17 protein-coding genes are annotated in these 15,143 nt (G+C 68.7%); 11 read left to right on the forward strand and 6 right to left on the reverse strand.

Going from position 1 to position 15,143, the window contains the following annotated elements; translation table 11 throughout:
- Window positions 1–119: 119 nt before the first annotated feature.
- Window positions 120–1,907 carry an ABC transporter ATP-binding protein gene (locus DES45_RS03015; protein WP_114768470.1) on the forward strand — a complete coding sequence of 596 codons (1,788 nt, stop codon included), beginning with the start codon at window positions 120–122 and terminating at the stop codon, window positions 1,905–1,907.
- A 130-nt stretch (window positions 1,908–2,037) separates the two neighbouring features.
- On the opposite strand, the gene DES45_RS03020 is transcribed toward DES45_RS03015, so the two are convergent.
- Complete coding sequence (locus tag DES45_RS03020) at window positions 2,038–2,760, reverse strand: protein tyrosine phosphatase family protein (RefSeq protein WP_114768471.1); 723 nt, start codon at window positions 2,758–2,760, stop codon at window positions 2,038–2,040.
- A gap of 327 nt (window positions 2,761–3,087) precedes the next feature.
- Between DES45_RS03020 and DES45_RS03025 the strand changes: the two genes are divergently transcribed.
- The 9 genes from DES45_RS03025 (at window position 3,088) to DES45_RS03065 (ending at window position 10,929) form a co-directional block, all read left to right on the forward strand.
- A complete protein-coding gene (locus DES45_RS03025) occupies window positions 3,088–3,369 on the forward strand; it encodes an acyl carrier protein (RefSeq protein ID WP_114768472.1) in 282 nt (93 codons plus the stop codon).
- Window positions 3,370–3,499: 130 nt separating this feature from the next.
- Complete coding sequence (locus tag DES45_RS03030) at window positions 3,500–3,967, forward strand: 3-hydroxyacyl-ACP dehydratase FabZ family protein (protein ID WP_114768473.1); 468 nt, start codon at window positions 3,500–3,502, stop codon at window positions 3,965–3,967.
- On the forward strand, window positions 3,960–5,087 hold the full coding sequence (locus tag DES45_RS03035) for a beta-ketoacyl-ACP synthase (protein WP_114768474.1): 1,128 nt from the start codon (window positions 3,960–3,962) through the stop codon (window positions 5,085–5,087). The genes DES45_RS03030 and DES45_RS03035 overlap by 8 nt, the downstream gene beginning before the upstream one ends.
- A gap of 13 nt (window positions 5,088–5,100) precedes the next feature.
- Window positions 5,101–6,375 carry a beta-ketoacyl-ACP synthase gene (locus DES45_RS03040; RefSeq protein WP_114768475.1) on the forward strand — a complete coding sequence of 425 codons (1,275 nt, stop codon included), beginning with the start codon at window positions 5,101–5,103 and terminating at the stop codon, window positions 6,373–6,375.
- A 166-nt stretch (window positions 6,376–6,541) separates the two neighbouring features.
- Window positions 6,542–7,288 carry an SDR family oxidoreductase gene (locus DES45_RS03045; protein WP_114768476.1) on the forward strand — a complete coding sequence of 249 codons (747 nt, stop codon included), beginning with the start codon at window positions 6,542–6,544 and terminating at the stop codon, window positions 7,286–7,288.
- 26 nt (window positions 7,289–7,314) lie between these two features.
- Complete coding sequence (locus tag DES45_RS03050; RefSeq protein WP_114768477.1) at window positions 7,315–7,848, forward strand: NUDIX hydrolase; 534 nt, start codon at window positions 7,315–7,317, stop codon at window positions 7,846–7,848.
- Between the two features lie 211 nt (window positions 7,849–8,059).
- Window positions 8,060–9,082: a zinc-binding dehydrogenase gene (locus tag DES45_RS03055; protein WP_114768478.1), complete on the forward strand. Its 1,023-nt coding sequence runs from the start codon at window positions 8,060–8,062 to the stop codon at window positions 9,080–9,082.
- A 109-nt stretch (window positions 9,083–9,191) separates the two neighbouring features.
- Window positions 9,192–10,148, forward strand: a complete 957-nt coding sequence (locus tag DES45_RS03060; RefSeq protein WP_281024060.1) for a lipid A biosynthesis lauroyl acyltransferase — start codon at window positions 9,192–9,194, stop codon at window positions 10,146–10,148.
- Window positions 10,149–10,188: 40 nt separating this feature from the next.
- Window positions 10,189–10,929, forward strand: coding sequence for a DUF1223 domain-containing protein (locus DES45_RS03065; RefSeq protein WP_245429708.1), 741 nt, complete (start codon window positions 10,189–10,191; stop codon window positions 10,927–10,929).
- 6 nt (window positions 10,930–10,935) lie between these two features.
- Here DES45_RS03065 and DES45_RS03070 read toward each other — a convergent pair whose 3' ends face one another.
- The 4 genes from DES45_RS03070 to DES45_RS03085 all read right to left on the reverse strand — a co-directional run bounded on the left by DES45_RS03070 (window position 10,936) and on the right by DES45_RS03085 (window position 13,929).
- Window positions 10,936–11,544: a TPM domain-containing protein gene (locus tag DES45_RS03070; protein ID WP_114768480.1), complete on the reverse strand. Its 609-nt coding sequence runs from the start codon at window positions 11,542–11,544 to the stop codon at window positions 10,936–10,938.
- Between the two features lies 1 nt (window position 11,545).
- On the reverse strand, window positions 11,546–12,301 hold the full coding sequence (locus tag DES45_RS03075) for a TPM domain-containing protein (protein WP_425374255.1): 756 nt from the start codon (window positions 12,299–12,301) through the stop codon (window positions 11,546–11,548).
- 148 nt (window positions 12,302–12,449) lie between these two features.
- Window positions 12,450–13,052 (reverse strand): LemA family protein, encoded by a 603-nt coding sequence (locus tag DES45_RS03080; RefSeq protein ID WP_114768482.1) that lies wholly within the window; start codon window positions 13,050–13,052, stop codon window positions 12,450–12,452.
- A 391-nt stretch (window positions 13,053–13,443) separates the two neighbouring features.
- Entirely contained in the window at window positions 13,444–13,929 is a 486-nt protein-coding gene (locus DES45_RS03085; protein ID WP_114768483.1) for a hypothetical protein, read from the reverse strand.
- 420 nt (window positions 13,930–14,349) lie between these two features.
- On the opposite strand from DES45_RS03085, the gene DES45_RS03090 reads away from it, so the two are divergent.
- On the forward strand, window positions 14,350–14,880 hold the full coding sequence (locus tag DES45_RS03090) for a DUF421 domain-containing protein (protein WP_114768484.1): 531 nt from the start codon (window positions 14,350–14,352) through the stop codon (window positions 14,878–14,880).
- Window positions 14,881–14,895: 15 nt separating this feature from the next.
- On the opposite strand, the gene DES45_RS03095 is transcribed toward DES45_RS03090, so the two are convergent.
- Entirely contained in the window at window positions 14,896–15,135 is a 240-nt protein-coding gene (locus tag DES45_RS03095) for a hypothetical protein (RefSeq protein WP_114768485.1), read from the reverse strand.
- Window positions 15,136–15,143: the final 8 nt, after the last annotated feature.

Raw genomic sequence — 15,143 nt, forward strand, 5'->3', positions numbered from 1 at the left:
AGCGGCGTCCTGTCTGTCCTAACGCCGCACCTGTCAGCACCGATGCATCAAAATTGCAAGCGCGGTTTGCCGCCCCAGGCCGTCCATGCTACCGGGGCGCCGATCTTGGAGCGTCAACGATGGCCCGCAAAAGCCTCCTCAGAGGCGACACCCTGCCGCTGATCCGCCGCCTGTGGCGGGACTGGATGCGTCCGCACGCGAAGGTGCTGATGCTCGTCCTCGTCCTGGTGGCCCTGGTGTCGGGCGCGACCGGGCTCTATCCGGTCCTGATCAAGGCCGCCTTCGACGCTTTCGCGGCCCGGGACGCGACCGCGATCCTGCTCGCGCCCCTCTTCGTGGTCGCCGTCACGTCCGTGAAGGGCTTCTCGCTCCTGGCGCTGACCATCCTGACCAACCGGGTGGTGACGAAGATCGAGGCCGACATGCAGACGGCCCTCTACGGCCACATGATCGACGCCGATATCGCCCAGATCGGCCGCGAGAGCCCGGCGGCCCTGACCCAGCGCTTCACCACCGACTTCCTGTTCATCAAGGAGGCCCTGACACGCCTCTCCACCGTGTTCCTGCGCGAGGTGACCACGATCATCGCGCTCGTCGCCGCCATGATCTGGATCGATCCGGTCCTGACCCTGGTGGCGGGCCTCACGGTGCCGTTCATCGCCTGGCCGATCGAGAAGATCGGCCGCAAGCTGCGCCGGGTGGCGATCTCGACCCAGGAGCAGACCGGCCAGATGGCGAGCCTCATCACCGAGAGCCTCGCCGGCACCCGCATCGCCAAGACCTACAGCCTCGAAGGCTACCTGAAGGGCAAGGCGGCCCGGACATTCGACGAGATCCGCCGTCTCAAGATGAAGGCCGCCAACGCCCGCGGCCGGCTCGATCCGCTGCTGGAGGCCGGGGGCGGCTTCGCGGTCGCGGCCGTGCTGGTGCTGATCGGCCAGCGCATCGTGTCGGGCGGCAGCACGGTGGGGGACTTCACCGGTTTCGTCAGCGCCCTCATCCTGGCCGCGCAGCCGATCCGGGCGCTCGGCAACCTAAACGCCATCGTGCAGGAGGCCGCCGCCGCCTTGCAGCGCACCTTCGACGTGATGGACGAAGCGCCGCAGATCACCGACCGGCCGGGCGCGAAGGCGCTCGTCGTGCAGGGCGGGGAGATCCGCTTCGCCGGTCTCGGCTTTTCCTATGCTCAGGACGGGGCCGCCGCCCTCGACCATGTCGACCTCGTGGTCGAGGCGGGCCGCACCACGGCCCTCGTGGGCCGCTCGGGCTCGGGCAAGTCGACGCTCCTGTCCCTTGTGCCGCGGCTCTACGACGCCACACGGGGCGCCGTGCTGATCGACGGGCAGGACGTGCGCGACGTGACCCTGGCATCCCTGCGCTCCGCCATCGCGGTGGTGAGCCAGGAGGTGGTCCTGTTCGACGACACGGTGCGGGCCAACATCGCCTTCGGACGGCCGGGCGCCACCGAGGCCGAGATCGTGGAGGCCGCGAAAGCGGCGGCCGCGCACGACTTCATCATGCGGATGCCCGAGGGCTACGACACGGTGGTGGGCACCGGCGGCGGACGGCTTTCGGGCGGCGAGCGCCAGCGGGTCTCGCTCGCCCGAGCCTTCCTGAAGGACGCCCCGATCCTGCTCCTCGACGAGGCGACGAGCGCCCTCGATTCGGAATCGGAGCGGCTGGTCCAGGACGCGATCCGGCGGCTCATGCGCGGGCGTACGACGCTCGTGATCGCCCACCGGCTCTCGACCGTGCGCGACGCGGACAAGATCGTCGTGATGGAGGCGGGCCGCGTCGTCGAGACGGGCCCGCACGAGACGCTGATCGGGAAGGGCGGGACCTACGCCCGCCTGCACCGGCTGCAGCTTTCGGAGGACGGGGATCTGCCGACGGCCGTGGCGCGGTAGAGGCGCTTTCCTGTGTCATCCCCGGCGGCCCAAAAGGGCCGGGAAGGGGATCCATCTGCCCGCGTGTTCGTGGATTCCCTTCCCCTGCGAGGGCTTCGCCCTCTCCGGCCGGGAATGACACTGTGGATCGCTACTCCCGCCGCATGATGCGGTCGACCAGGATGTTCGACCAGAAGCCGGGCTTGAAGCTGCGCTCCAGCGTCTCGGGATCGTAGGTGGTCTCGAGCCAGGCCAGGAAGGACATGCCCTTCGCCTCGCCCTCGCGGCGGTAGAGGTCGAAGAAGGCGTCGAGGATGCCGGTCTTCGAGAAGCGGAAATGGCCGTAGCGCACCGAGAGCTGGCGCTGGGCCTCGTCGACGCTGCGCCCCTCGTGGACGATGAGGTAGAGGGCCGCCACGAAGCCGGCCCGGTCGGCTCCCGACTTGCAGTGCATGACGGCCGGGTACTCGATCTTCTCGAAGAACGCCGCCGCCTGGAGCAGGGTCTCCCGGTCCGGCGCCCCGCGGGAGCGGACCACGAACTCGGTCAGGTGGATGCCGAGCCGCTCGCAGGTCTCCTTCTGGAGCTGCCAGGAGCCGTGCTCGCGGCCGCCGCGCAGGTTGACGATGGTGCGGACCCCCTCGGCCTTCAGCCGCGCGATCTGGTGCGGGGCCGGCTGGGCCGAGCGCCACAGGCGCTCCGAGACCCGGTGCTTGTTGAGGTAGATCAGCCGGAAGACCCCGTGGTCGACCAGGAGCATGTTGGCCCAGGCGCGCAGGCGGCCGATCCCGCCCTCCACGGGTCTGTCCCAGCGGGCGATCCGGGCCATGCGCCGGGCATAGCGGATTTCAGGCTTGAGGAACCTGTTGAACACGTCGATCCGATTGCGAGGTCTGCGAAAATACGAAAATCGGGGCATTCCGGCCCCGAGGCCGCCCCTTATTCCCGAAGCCGGCCGATTAATCAACGTTCCCGCCCCCGCGCCTCCGCCGCAGCCGGTCCCGAACCGGCCCGACGCCGCGATTTGCCTCACGAAAAGGCTTAACCAGACGGAATCGTATCAGTTGCCGCACTGCGGCCGGTCGTGTAAGGGGTGCGTTTCGATACAACCCTCCTTGACGACCAGAGCGGCCGGGGATCGGGCCCATCGAGGCCCGGCGGTGCGCACCGTCGAGATACAGCATTGCAGGAGAGCGGCGCCATGTCGTCCACCTATGAGACCGTCGCCGGCATCATTTCCGAGACCGCCGACATCCCGCGCGAGCAGATCACGCCGGAAAGCCACGCCATCGACGATCTGGGCATCGACTCGCTCGCCTTCCTGGACATCGCCTTCGCGATCGACAAGGCCTTCGGAATCAAGCTGCCGCTCGAGCAGTGGACCCAGGAAGTGAACGAGGGCAAGGCGCCGGCCGAGGAGTACTTCGTGCTCAAGAACCTCGTGGCCCGCATCGACGCCCTGGTGGCCGCGAAGAACGCGTAAAAAGACTTAGACGATCCGGCGGGCCGGCCCACAGGGCCGGTTCGGAGAGGCGATCCGCAAAGCCTTGCGGAGATCGGCCCGCTTCCCCGGCCCGGCCGGACATGAACTGGGAATGGCCCGAAGGTTCCGGATGCGCCTCGAATACTTTGAAATGATCGACCGGGTGACGGTCCTCGACCGGGAGACCAAGCGGATCGAGGCCCAATCCACCGTGCCCCAGGAAAGCCCGGTCTTCGAAGGGCATTTCCCGGGCCATCCCCTGGTGCCCGGCGTCCTCCTCACCGAGACCATGGCCCAGGCCTCCGGCTACCTCGTGCTGGGCCTGATGGACTTCACCCACATGCCGTTCCTCATGGCGGTCGACAAGGCGCGCTTCCGCACGTTCGTCGGGCCCGGCACGGTCCTGACCGTCTCGGCCCAGCTCGAGCACGAGGGCTCGGGCTATGCGGTCACCAAGGCGAGGATCGCCGTCGAGGGCAAGGCGATCTGCGACGCGGAGCTGCGGTTCCGCATCATGCCCTTCCCCGAAGGCATGGACGAGCTGATGCGCGCTCAGGGGCGCCGCATCGGGCTTCTGACGGAGAACGCCGATGCGTGACGTGGTGGTGACCGGGATCGGTCTCGTGTCGAGCCTGGGCGAGGGCGCCGAGGCCCATCTGGCGGCGCTCTCCGGCAAGGCCGCCCCGCGGGTCGACCAGGAGACCTTCGCGCCCTATCCGGTCCATCCGGCGGTGGCGCTCGACTGGGACCGGCAGATCGCCAAGAAGTCCGACCAGCGGCAGATGGAGGCCTGGCAGAAGCTCGGCTGCTACGCGGCCGGCCTCGCGCTCGAATCGGCCGGCACCAAGGACGACGCCGCCCTGAAGGGGCGCATGCACCTGATCGTGGCGGCCGGCGGCGGCGAGCGCGACTATGCGGTCGACGGGCAGATCCTCACGGGCCTGCGCACGGCCGAAAACCCGGGCGTGTTCCTCAACGAGCGCCTCATGGGCGACCTGCGCCCGACGCTCTTCCTGGCGCAGCTCTCCAACCTGCTCGCCGGCAACATCTCCATCGTGCACGGCGTCACCGGCGCGTCCCGCACCTTCATGGGCGAGGAATCGAGCGGCGTGGACGCGATCCGCATCGCCCGGGAGCGCATCGCCTCGGGCCAGAACGACATCTTCCTGGTCGGCGGCGCCTACAATGCCGAGCGTCCCGACGTGCTGCTGATCTACGAGATGGGCGGCTTCCTCTGGAAGCATCCGTTCCGGCCGGTGCGCGAGCGCGCCCCGGAGGGCGGCGGCATGATCCTCGGCAGCGGCGCCTGCTTCCTGGTGCTCGAATCCCGCGAGCACGCGGCCGCCCGCGGCGCGACGCCGCTCGCGACCCTGGCGGGGGTCACGTCCGACCGCAGCCGGCGCAAGCCGAGCAGCGTCGACCAGGCGCTTCGGGCGCAGGCGGACCGGCTCGGCGCCCGTCCGGACGTGGTCCTGTCCGGCGCCACCGGCGTGAAAGGCATCACCGAGGACGAGCAGGCGGCCCTCGCGGCGCTCGCGCCGAACGCGGCGATCCATGCCACCGGCGATCTCGTCGGCCATACCATGGAGGCGCAGGCGCCGATCGGCGTGGCTCTCGCGGCGGCCCTCATCGCCGACCGCAAGGCGGACGAGGCGCTCGTCACCTCCGTCGGCCACTGGCGCGGCGAAGGCGCCGTGCGGCTCACCAAGGTTTCCTAAAGGAGCAGACGCCATGGCGCTTCGCGACAAACACGGCCGTCCGCTCGTGGCCGTCACCGGCATGGGCACGGTCACGTCCCTCGGGCAGGGCAAGGAGGACACCTGGGCGGCGCTGACCGCGGGCAAGTCCGGCATCCGCCGCATCAGCCGCTTCCCCATGGAGGGCCTGCGCACCACCATCGCGGGCACGATCGACAGCATCGAGGTCGAGCCCTTCTGCGCCCCGATGCTCTCCGAGCGTCTGGCGATGCTTGCCGCCGAGGAGGCGATCGGGCAGGCCGGGCTGTCCTCGGACGATTTCCCCGGCGCGCTCTTCATCGCCGTGCCGCCGGTCGAGATGGAGTGGCCGCAGCGCGAGGCGCTCGCCAAGGCTTCGGCTGAAACCGGCGAGGTCACCTACAAGGACCTCCTGAGGGCGGCGGCCACGGGCCGGTTCAAGCCCTGGCACGACCTCTTCATCTTCGGCACGGTGGCCGACCGGGTCGCCGACCGCTTCGGCACGCGGGGCTCGCCGATCTCGCTCTCCACCGCCTGCTCGTCGGGGGCCACCGCGATCCAGCTCGGCGTCGAGGCGATCCGCCGGGGCGAGGCCGAGGCCGCGCTCTGCATCGGCACCGACGGCTCGGTGAACCCCGAATCCCTCATCCGCTTCTCGCTCCTCTCCGCGCTTTCGACCCAGAACGAGGTGCCGGAAGGGGCCTCGAAGCCCTTCTCCAAGAACCGCGACGGCTTCGTCATGGGCGAGGGCGGGGCGGCGCTGGTGCTGGAGAACGCCGAGACCGCCAAGGCCCGCGGCGCCAGGATCCTCGGCTACGTGCTCGGCTGCGGCGAGAAGGGCGACGGCTTCCACCGCACCCGCTCCAGCCCGGACGGCATGCCGGCCATCACGGCGATCCGCGAGGCCCTGGCCGATGCCGGCCTCGAGCCGGACGACATCGGCTACATCAACGCCCACGGCACGTCGACGCCGGAAAACGACAAGATGGAGGCCATGAGCTGCACCGCCGTGTTCGGCGAGCGCATGGGCGGCCTGCCGATCTCGTCGAACAAATCGATGATCGGCCATACGCTCACGGCCGCCGGCGCGGTCGAGGCGGTCATGTCGCTGCTCACGCTCGCGAACGGCCGAATCCCGCCGACAATCAACTACGCGGTGCCGGACCCGACCATCCCGCTCGACGTGGTGCCGAACGTGGCCCGCGACGCGACGGTCGATTTCGTTCTCTCCAACTCCTTCGGGTTCGGCGGCCAGAACACCTGCCTGGTGTTCGGGTCCGAGCCCAAGTAACCGGTGTGGATCGGATATCGATCCTGAAACGCGCAGCCTGCCCTCTCCCCCCTTGTGGGGGAGAGTTGGAGAGGGGGGTGCAGCGCTACCTTATGAGAGGGCGTGCCGGCACCCCCACCCCTAGCCCCTCCCCACAAGGGGGAGGGGGATTTTCGGAGTTTTATCGATGACCCGCATTCTCGTCACCGGCGGCGGCAAAGGCGTCGGCGCCGCCATCGTGCGGGCGCTGGCGGCCGCCGGCCACGACGTGGACTTCACCTACCGCTCTTCCGGCGACGCCGCCCTGGCGCTCGCCGAGGAGCTGACGGGCGCCCATCCCGGCTGCGCCGTGAAGGCCCATGCGGTCGACCTCGCCGACAAGACGGCGCTGGAGGCCTTCTGCGAGGCCATCGAGGGCGAGAGCTTCTTCGGCCTCGTGCACAATGCGGGCCAGCCCTACGACGCCCTTGCGGCCATGATGCAGCAGGACAAGGCCGAGGTCGCCATGCAGGTGAACTTCTGGTCGTTGACTCGGATCGCCAAGGCGCTCATGCGCGGGATGATCCGCCAGAAGGCCGGGCGCATCGTCGCCATCGGCTCCGTGGCGGCGCTCCAGGGCAATCCGGGCAACGCGGCCTACGCGGCCTCCAAGGGCGCGCTGATCTCCTATTGCCGCACGCTCGCCGTCGAGACCGCGAAGCGCAATGTGACCGTCAACGTAATCGCGCCGGGCTTCATCGACACGGACATGATGGCGCCATATGCCGCCTATCGCGAGAGCATGGAGAAGCAGATTCCCGCCGGGCGCTTCGCGAAGCCGGAGGAGATCGCAGGGCTTGCGGCCTTCCTCATGAGCGAGCCCGCGGCCTACATCACCGGCACGGTCCTGCCGATCGATGGTGGTCTCACGTCGATGCTGGGCGTGCATCGATAGCGTGGCCCGCCAAAAAGGAGCGCCCGATGCGCTGCGAGACATTGTCGTCCGAGACCATCTACGAGGATCCTTGGACCCGGATCGTGCGTGACGACATCCGTTACGCGGACGGGCATACGGGACGGTACACGGTGGTGGTCAAGCCGCCGGGCGTCAGCGTCATCGTGCTCACGCAGGCCCGCACGGTCGTTCTGACGAAGGAGTTCCGTTACGCATACGGGGACTACAGCATCGAGGCCGTCAGCGGGGCCATAGAGCCCGGCGAGACGCCGCTCGACGCAGCCCGGCGCGAACTGGCGGAGGAAGTCGGCATGATGGCCGGGACGATGACCTCCCTCGGACTGGTCCATCCCTTCACGGCGGGCGTGCATTCTCCAAGCCATCTCTTCCTGGCCGAGGGACTGGGCCCGACCCCGTCCCGCCCCGATCCGGGCGAATACATCGAGCCGGTGGAAATGATGCTGTCCGAGGCTGTCGATGCGGTGATCGCCGGCCAGATCGTCCACGCGCCGACCTGCCTTGCGCTCCTCTTTGCCGAACGACATCTGATCGGCCGCTGACGCGCTGGCTCCGCCCGACCCCGATGCCCTCGCGCGGCCCCGGCCATGCCCGGGAAGGCTCGCGGTGACTTGTCATTCTCCGAGCCGCGCTTTAAGCCGCCGCACAACAGTTTCCTCCGTCATGGCCGGGCCTGTCCCGGCCATCCGCGTCTTGAACCGACCAAGCATGGATCCCCGAAACGCGGGGGTGACGCCGACCATAGGTATCGACATGCGCTCCCTTCAGCTCTTCGGCGACCGTGACCTGCGCCTGACCGAGATGGAACCTCCGCCGCCGCCGGCCGCCGGCGAGGTCCAGATCAGGGTGCGGGCGCTCGCCCTCAACTATCTCGACGTGTGGGGTTTCCGCGGGATGGCCTTCGCCAAGCGCAAGATGCCCCAGGCGGTGGGCGTCGAGGCCTCGGGCGAGATCGCCGCGGTGGGCGAGGGCGTGACCCGGTTCAAGGCGGGCGACCCGGTGACCATGTACGGGGCCGAGACCTGCGGCCACTGCAAGGCCTGCCTCAAGGGCTGGGACAATCTCTGCGAGAACGTCGCCGGCATCATGGGCTTCCACATCGACGGCTTCGCCCGCGAATTCATCAACCGCCCCGAGCGCCTCGTGATCCCGGTGCCGAAGGGTGTCTCCTTCGAGCAGGCGGCCTGCGCGCCCATCGGCTTCGGCACCGTGCAGCACATGCTGTTCGACAACGCGAAGCTGGAGCCCGGCGAGTCGATCCTGGTCCATGCCGGGGGATCGGGCATCGGCACGGCCGCGATCAAGATGGCCAAGGCCATCGGCTGCACGGTCTACACGACGGTGGGCGACGACGAGAAGGGCGAGAAGGCGAAGGCGCTCGGCGCCGACCACGTCATCAACTACCGCACCGAGCGCTTCGAGGGCGAGGTGCGCCGCTTGACCAAGCGGAAAGGCGTCGACGTGGTGTTCGAGCATGTGGGCGCCGACACCTGGAACGGCTCCCTCCTCTGCCTCAAGCGCGGCGGGCGCCTTGTCACCTGCGGCTCGACCTCGGGCGTCTCCACCACCATGAACCTGATGCAGCTCTTCCAGCAGCAGTACCGGATCTTCGGCTCCTTCGGCTGCCGGATCGAGAACATCGCCCAGTCGCTCGACAAGATGGCCCAGGGCATGACCCCGGTGATCGATGCCGTCTTCCCGCTCGACGAGTTCCGACAAGGTCTGGAACGGCTCGAGGGTCGCAAGGTCTTCGGCAAGGTCGTCATCACGTTCTGACGTCGTCGGAACGACAAGCTGCCGCGCGGGCGGGCCTTGACGGCGGGGACGAGTCGCGAAAAAGACCCGTCTCCCGTTGCAAAAGGCTTCCCACGCCAGGATCGATTTCGTGGTTCACGCTTCCAAACGCCCCCGCAGCCTCGCTTCCCGCCTGACCGAAACCCTCATGGTCGGCGTCGTGCGCGGCGTCTTCGCCCTGGCGCGGGCCCTCGGCCCAGAGCGCTCGGCCGCAATCGGGGCGGCGCTCACCCGCACGATCGGCCCCTGGCTGCCGGCGCACAGGACGGCGCTTGCCAACATCCGGGCGGTCTATCCGGACATGCCCGAGAAGGACGTGAAGGCCCTGGCGCTCTCCGCCTGGGACAATCTGGGGCGCGTCGGGGGCGAGTACCCGCATCTCGGCCGGCTCTTCGATTTCGACCCCGACAGCTCCGTGCTGGGCCGCACCGAGGTGGACGGCATCGACCACTTCCTGGCCCTGCGCGACGACGGCCGGCCCGGCATCATCTTCTCGGCCCATCTGGCCAACTGGGAGCTGCCGGCGATCTGCGCGGCCCGGTTCGGGCTCGACACCACGGCGGTCTTCCGCCCCCCCAACGACCCGGCCGTGGCCCGGGTCCTGCACGAGATCCGCAGCGAGACCATGGGCGGGCTCGAGGCCGCGCGCCAGGGAGCGGCCTTCGCCATGCAGGGCGCGCTGGAGAAGGGCGGGCATCTGGGCATGCTCATCGACCAGCACTTCACCCGCGGCGTGGTGGTCAACTTCATGGGCCGCCCGGCCCTGGTGAACCCGATTCTCGGCAAGTTCGCGCGCCGGTTCGACTGCCCGGTGCACGGGGTCCGGGTGATCCGGCTGCCGAATCACCGGTTCCGGCTCCAGCTCACGCCGCCCCTCAACCTGCCGCGGGATCCGGATGGCCAGATCGACGTTCAAGGAGCGATGCAGGAGATGACGTCGGTGGTCGAGAGCTGGGTGCGCGAACATCCGGAGCAATGGCTCTGGATGCACCGCCGCTGGCGCGTCCCTGCGACCGGTCAAGGCCAGCCGGTGCTCAAGGTAAAGTGAGTTTCCCTTGAGGCCGGTTTCGTGTTCGATGGCAGGCATCATGGTGTCACGATCGAAACTGTTCTCTGCGGCCGTCCTCTTCGCTGCGTTCCTGCAGCCGGCCCAGGCCGATCCGCCCCGGGCGGTCGTCGAGCTCTTCACGAGCCAGGGCTGCTCCTCCTGCCCGCCCGCCGACGCCGTGCTGGCCGAACTCGCCCGCGAGCCCGACATCGTCGCCCTGTCGTTCCCGGTGAACTACTGGGATTATCTCGGCTGGAAGGACACGCTCGCCCATAAATCCTTCACGGAGCGCCAGAAGGCCTACGCGCATGCCCGCAGCGACCGGCAGGTCTACACTCCCCAGATGATCATCAACGGCGCCAAGCCCTGCATCGGGTCCGACCGGACCCGGGTCGAGGCCTCGATCCGCGACGCCACCGGCACCCAGGCGAAGCTGCCGCTCGACGTGGACCTCAAGGAGACCAACGACACCGTCACGATCAATGTGCGCGAGACCGACATGGCCGACATGCGCGCCGCCGAGGTCTGGGTGCTGCCGGTCCTGCGCGAGCACACGGTTCCGATCGAGCGCGGCGAGAACCGGGGCAAGACGGTCACCTACGCCAATGTGGTGCGCGGCCTGAAGCGCGTCGGCGAATGGCGGGGCGGCTCGGCCCGGTTCGAGGTGCCCTTGGAGGCCGCCCGCGGCGGCGCCGACGGCTACGTGGTGCTCCTCCAGACATCCGACGAGTCCCGGCCGGGCGTGATCCTCGGCGCCGCCCGGAGCGCGAGCCTCCGGTAATCGAACCTAGAGCAGGATAACCCGGTTCGGCAGCTCGTCGGTGTCGTCGAAGCGCGCCGGCGCGTGATGGGCCAGGATGGCGCCCACCTCCCCGATGGCGGCCACAAGCCCGTCGGCCAGCCGTCCTTCCCGGATCTCGCCCGTAAGCTTCGCGATGATGTCGTGCCAGACCTCCGGCCCGACCCGGTCCGCGATGCCTGAATCGGCCAGGATCTCCGCATGGTGCTCGGCCAGCGCCACATAGATCAGGATGCCGGTCTTGTCCCGGGTGCGGGTGAGCCCGCGGCTCAAGAACTCCCGCGCCGCCGCCTCATGGACCCGGGCGCGCTTCACGGCCGCCGGCACCAGGGCGAAACGCAGAGCCGGCCAGGACAGGAGCAGGGCGAACGCCAGCGCCGCCAGGAGCTGCGCCTGGAAGATGCGCACGGGCGGGAGGTCGGTGAACCAGATCAGCGGCCACGGCACGACGAGGGCGGCGAGCAAGGCCCAGAGAAGCGGAACGGACCGGTAGTGGTTCGCCTGCCCGGCCACCACCACGACGAGCTCGCCCGCGCTCTGGTCCTCCACGTCCCGGATGGCGCTTTCGAGCCGCCCGTGATCCTCTGCAGAGATCATCCTACCAGCTCCCCGAAGCGCCGCCGCCGCCGGACGACCCGCCTCCTCCCGAGAAGCCTCCGCCGGAAAAGCCGCCTCCGCCCGATCCGCCCGACCATCCGCCGCCCCAGCCTCCGCCGGTGGGAATGATCCAGGGTCCGCCCCGCCGCATCCGCCGGGCGCCGCGCGGGCCGCCGCCGCTCATCATGCGCGAGATCACGATGAACAGGATCAGCATGATGACGAAGGCCACCACGGGATCGATGGCGCTGGTCTCGTCCTCGCGGACCTGCGCGCGGCGGTGCCATTCCTCGGCGTCGCCGGTCAGGATGGACAGCATGGCGTCGACGCCCGCATCGATTCCGCCGGCGAAATTGCCCTTCTGGAACTGCGGCGCGACCGCCGTGGTGATGATCACCTTCGACAGGGCATCGGTGAGCGCGCCCTCGAGCCCGTAGCCGACCTCGATGCGCACCTTGCGCTCGTTCGGGGCGACGAGCAGGAGAGCGCCGTTGTTCTTGTCGGCTTGGCCGAGCTTCCACTGCCGGAACAGGCGGTTGCCGTAATCCTCGATGGTGAGCCCGTCGAGGGACGGCACGGTCGCGACCACCACCTGGTCGGTGGTCTTGTCCTCGTGCGCCTTGAGCTTCGCGTCGAGCGCCGCGCGCGCGTCCGGCGTCAGCAGGCCCGCCGCATCCACGACCCGGCCGGTGAGGGGCGGGAAGGATTGGGCGAGGGCCGCAACGGGGACGAGGAGAAGCAGCAGCGCGACGATCAGAAAAAGCGCAGACTTGCCCTCCTCCCCCTTGTGGGGAGGAGTTGGAGGAGGGGGTGTGGGCGCCACCTTCGGTTCTGCGGTGCGCCGGCACCCCCACCCTGTCCCTCCCCACAAGGGGGAGGGGATGGGGTCGAAGGCTTTCATTCGATCAGAACTGCACCTGCGGCGGGCGGTCCGATCCGGCTGTCGCCGCGAAGGTCTCCATCGGCTTCGCGTCGGGATACACGATGGAGGCGATCCAGCGGCCGGGGATGGTGCGCAGCTCCGTGTTGTAGACCCGGACCGCCTCGATGTAGTCGCGCCGGGCGACCGCAATGCGGTTCTCGGTGCCCTCGAGCTGGGACTGCAGGGCCAGGAAGTTGGCGTTCGACTTCAGCTCAGGGTACCGCTCGACCGTCGCGAGCAGGCGGCCGAGCGCTCCGGAAAGCTGGTTCTGCGCCTCCTGGAACTGGCGGAATTTCTCGGGGTCGGTCACGGTCGAGGCGTCGACCTGGATCTGGGTCGCCTTGGCGCGGGCCTCCGTCACCTGGGTCAGCACCTCGCGCTCCTGCTGGGCGAAGCCCTTCACGGTCTCGACGAGGTTGGGAATGAGGTCGGCGCGGCGCTGGTACTGGTTCTGCACCTCGCTCCAGGCGGATTTCGCCCGCTCCTCGTAGGTCGGGACATTGTTGATCCCGCAGGCGGAAAGCCCCAGGGCCAGGACGACGACCGTCAGGGCGGCACGAATCCGTGCGGGCGACAACATTCCCATTCTCGTCTCTCTCTACTCGGTTCGCGCTTCCTGGCTCCAACAAATGGCGCAAGCCCGGCATTTCAACAAGACGCATTTCACTGGCCCGTTGGAGGTGCCTCAGGCACGATCCCGCCGCTTCGCCCCGAGGTGCCCCATGACGTTCCAGGCCTCGGCGCCGGCATCGACCGGCAAACCCCGAGGTGGTGCTGGTCTCGGCCTTCGCGCTCGGGATCCTGGCGACGTCGGCGCGGTCATCGGCCGAACGGTCTAGTCCATCGACCGGCCATCCTGCCGAATTGATCCATCCAGACGAATGATACAAAGTATCAATGCTGGCTAGGGCAATCAGTCAGAGTTCCTCCCGAACTTCGGAAGCCGCATGGGGGCATGGGGCTTCCGCCTTTTTTGTTCAGGGACGCTCGGCGGCCTGGGCGGACCGTCCTGCCCCCTGCCCGGCGATGGCCCAGTAGATCAGGCCCGCCACCGCCCCCGTGAGGCCGAGCACGAGGCTCACATGCAGCTCAAGCGGCGAGCCGATCCTGGCGGCTCCGCGCAGGATCCACGGCACAGAGGCCGTGAGCGCGCCCATGGCGGCCGCGTACCAGATCACGTTGCGAAGCCCCAGCACCTCGCTGACGACCGCCACCAGCAGGGGCGGCAGGACCAGCAGGGTGAAGACCAGCCGCCCGACCGCCAGGAACGCCTCCGTCACGATGGGCTCCGGGTCCTCGGCCGAGAAGACCGCGTCGACGAAGCTCCAGAACCCGACGAAGAGCGTGTCTCCCGTCAGACTCGCCATGACCGGGTCGATCATCGACGCGACCATCAGGAAGAAGCTGCTGGCGCCGATGGCGATGAGCAACGCGAACGGGATGAGCAGAAGCCAGCGGATCATCAAAGGTGCCTTGCGCCGGTCGCTAAGGGGCAGCGTCCGCGGCAGCCGGGAGGCTCCCGCCAGGACAGGACTGCCATTCCATGAAACGACGCCCGAGACAAGCGCACCGACCCGCAGGGGCCCCCTCCTCACTCGGCCGCCTGGCGCGATCCCGTAGGCTTCGGACGCGGCCGGGGCTTCAGATCGATGGTCACGAGCTGTCCGGTTTTGGGATCGAGGATCGTCATGGCCGCCTCCATACGCATACTGTGCCAAGTGAACGCCCGAGCCCCCGCAACGGCTCATGCTCCGCCCCCATCACCTTCCAGCGTGGTTAGTGCATCGTTACCGGCAAGCGCGGCCGCAATGGCGTTCCGGCGCCCGGGCCCTAATTCCCCCGGGAGGCTGCGACACCCGTCCTGGCCGTGAGAAGGAAGCGGCATGGCCATCGATTGGGCGCAACTCCTCGTCCCGGAGCATTCCCTGCTCGAGATCTTCGTGCGCGGCACGGTCACCTATGTCGGGCTGTTCGCGATCCTGCGCTTCTTCCTCAAGCGCCAGTCAGGCGTCATCGGCATCGCCGACCTGCTCGTGATCGTCCTCATCGCGGATGCATCCCAGAACGCCATGGCGGCCGAGTACAAGTCGATCACCGAGGGCGCGCTCCTCGTGCTCACCATCGTGTTCTGGAACTTCGCCCTCGACTGGCTGGGCTACCACTTCCCGTTCTTCCAGCGCTTCACGCGCCCGCCGCCGCTCATGCTCATCAAGGACGGGCAGCTGCTTTTCCGCAACATGCGCCAGGAGATGATCACCAAGGACGAGCTGCTGAGCCAGCTGCGCCAGCAGGGCATCGAGGACCCGGCCAAGGTCAAGAAGGCCTATATCGAGGGCGACGGGCGCATCAGCGTCATCTGCCACGACGGCGGCAATGTCGGCGGCCAGAAGGACGACCCGCGCGCGATCACGTAATCATGAAAGGCGGCGTCAGCAGCCGGTGCAGATGCCCCGCGTGAGGGTCTTCATGCGCTTGTCCCGGGCCCGCTCCAGCGCCTCGGTCTTCTCCCGCGCCGCGTCGGCCATCGCGGCCGACTGCTCGCTCGTATAGGTGGCCCCGGTCCGGGCCTTCGGGACCTGGGGATCGGCCGGGACGGGCCGCCCCTGGGCGTTGGCGGTTGAGGCCGCAGCAAGCAGGACAAGGGCGGACAGGAGGGTCGGGATGCGCATGGGACTGC

The organism is Microvirga subterranea (assembly GCF_003350535.1).
GTDB lineage: Bacteria > Pseudomonadota > Alphaproteobacteria > Rhizobiales > Beijerinckiaceae > Microvirga > Microvirga subterranea.

Coding starts and splice junctions, on each gene's coding strand:
- DES45_RS03065 (WP_245429708.1), top strand. CDS start 10,189: ATGGTGTCACGATCGAAACTGTTCTCTGCGGCCGTCCTCTTCGCTGCG.
- DES45_RS03040 (WP_114768475.1), top strand. CDS start 5,101: ATGGCGCTTCGCGACAAACACGGCCGTCCGCTCGTGGCCGTCACCGGC.
- DES45_RS03095 (WP_114768485.1), bottom strand. CDS start 15,135: ATGCGCATCCCGACCCTCCTGTCCGCCCTTGTCCTGCTTGCTGCGGCC.
- DES45_RS03030 (WP_114768473.1), top strand. CDS start 3,500: ATGCGCCTCGAATACTTTGAAATGATCGACCGGGTGACGGTCCTCGAC.
- DES45_RS03070 (WP_114768480.1), bottom strand. CDS start 11,544: ATGATCTCTGCAGAGGATCACGGGCGGCTCGAAAGCGCCATCCGGGAC.
- DES45_RS03050 (WP_114768477.1), top strand. CDS start 7,315: ATGCGCTGCGAGACATTGTCGTCCGAGACCATCTACGAGGATCCTTGG.
- DES45_RS03085 (WP_114768483.1), bottom strand. CDS start 13,929: ATGATCCGCTGGCTTCTGCTCATCCCGTTCGCGTTGCTCATCGCCATC.
- DES45_RS03055 (WP_114768478.1), top strand. CDS start 8,060: ATGCGCTCCCTTCAGCTCTTCGGCGACCGTGACCTGCGCCTGACCGAG.
- DES45_RS03080 (WP_114768482.1), bottom strand. CDS start 13,052: ATGGGAATGTTGTCGCCCGCACGGATTCGTGCCGCCCTGACGGTCGTC.
- DES45_RS03015 (WP_114768470.1), top strand. CDS start 120: ATGGCCCGCAAAAGCCTCCTCAGAGGCGACACCCTGCCGCTGATCCGC.
- DES45_RS03025 (WP_114768472.1), top strand. CDS start 3,088: ATGTCGTCCACCTATGAGACCGTCGCCGGCATCATTTCCGAGACCGCC.
- DES45_RS03035 (WP_114768474.1), top strand. CDS start 3,960: ATGCGTGACGTGGTGGTGACCGGGATCGGTCTCGTGTCGAGCCTGGGC.
- DES45_RS03090 (WP_114768484.1), top strand. CDS start 14,350: ATGGCCATCGATTGGGCGCAACTCCTCGTCCCGGAGCATTCCCTGCTC.
- DES45_RS03045 (WP_114768476.1), top strand. CDS start 6,542: ATGACCCGCATTCTCGTCACCGGCGGCGGCAAAGGCGTCGGCGCCGCC.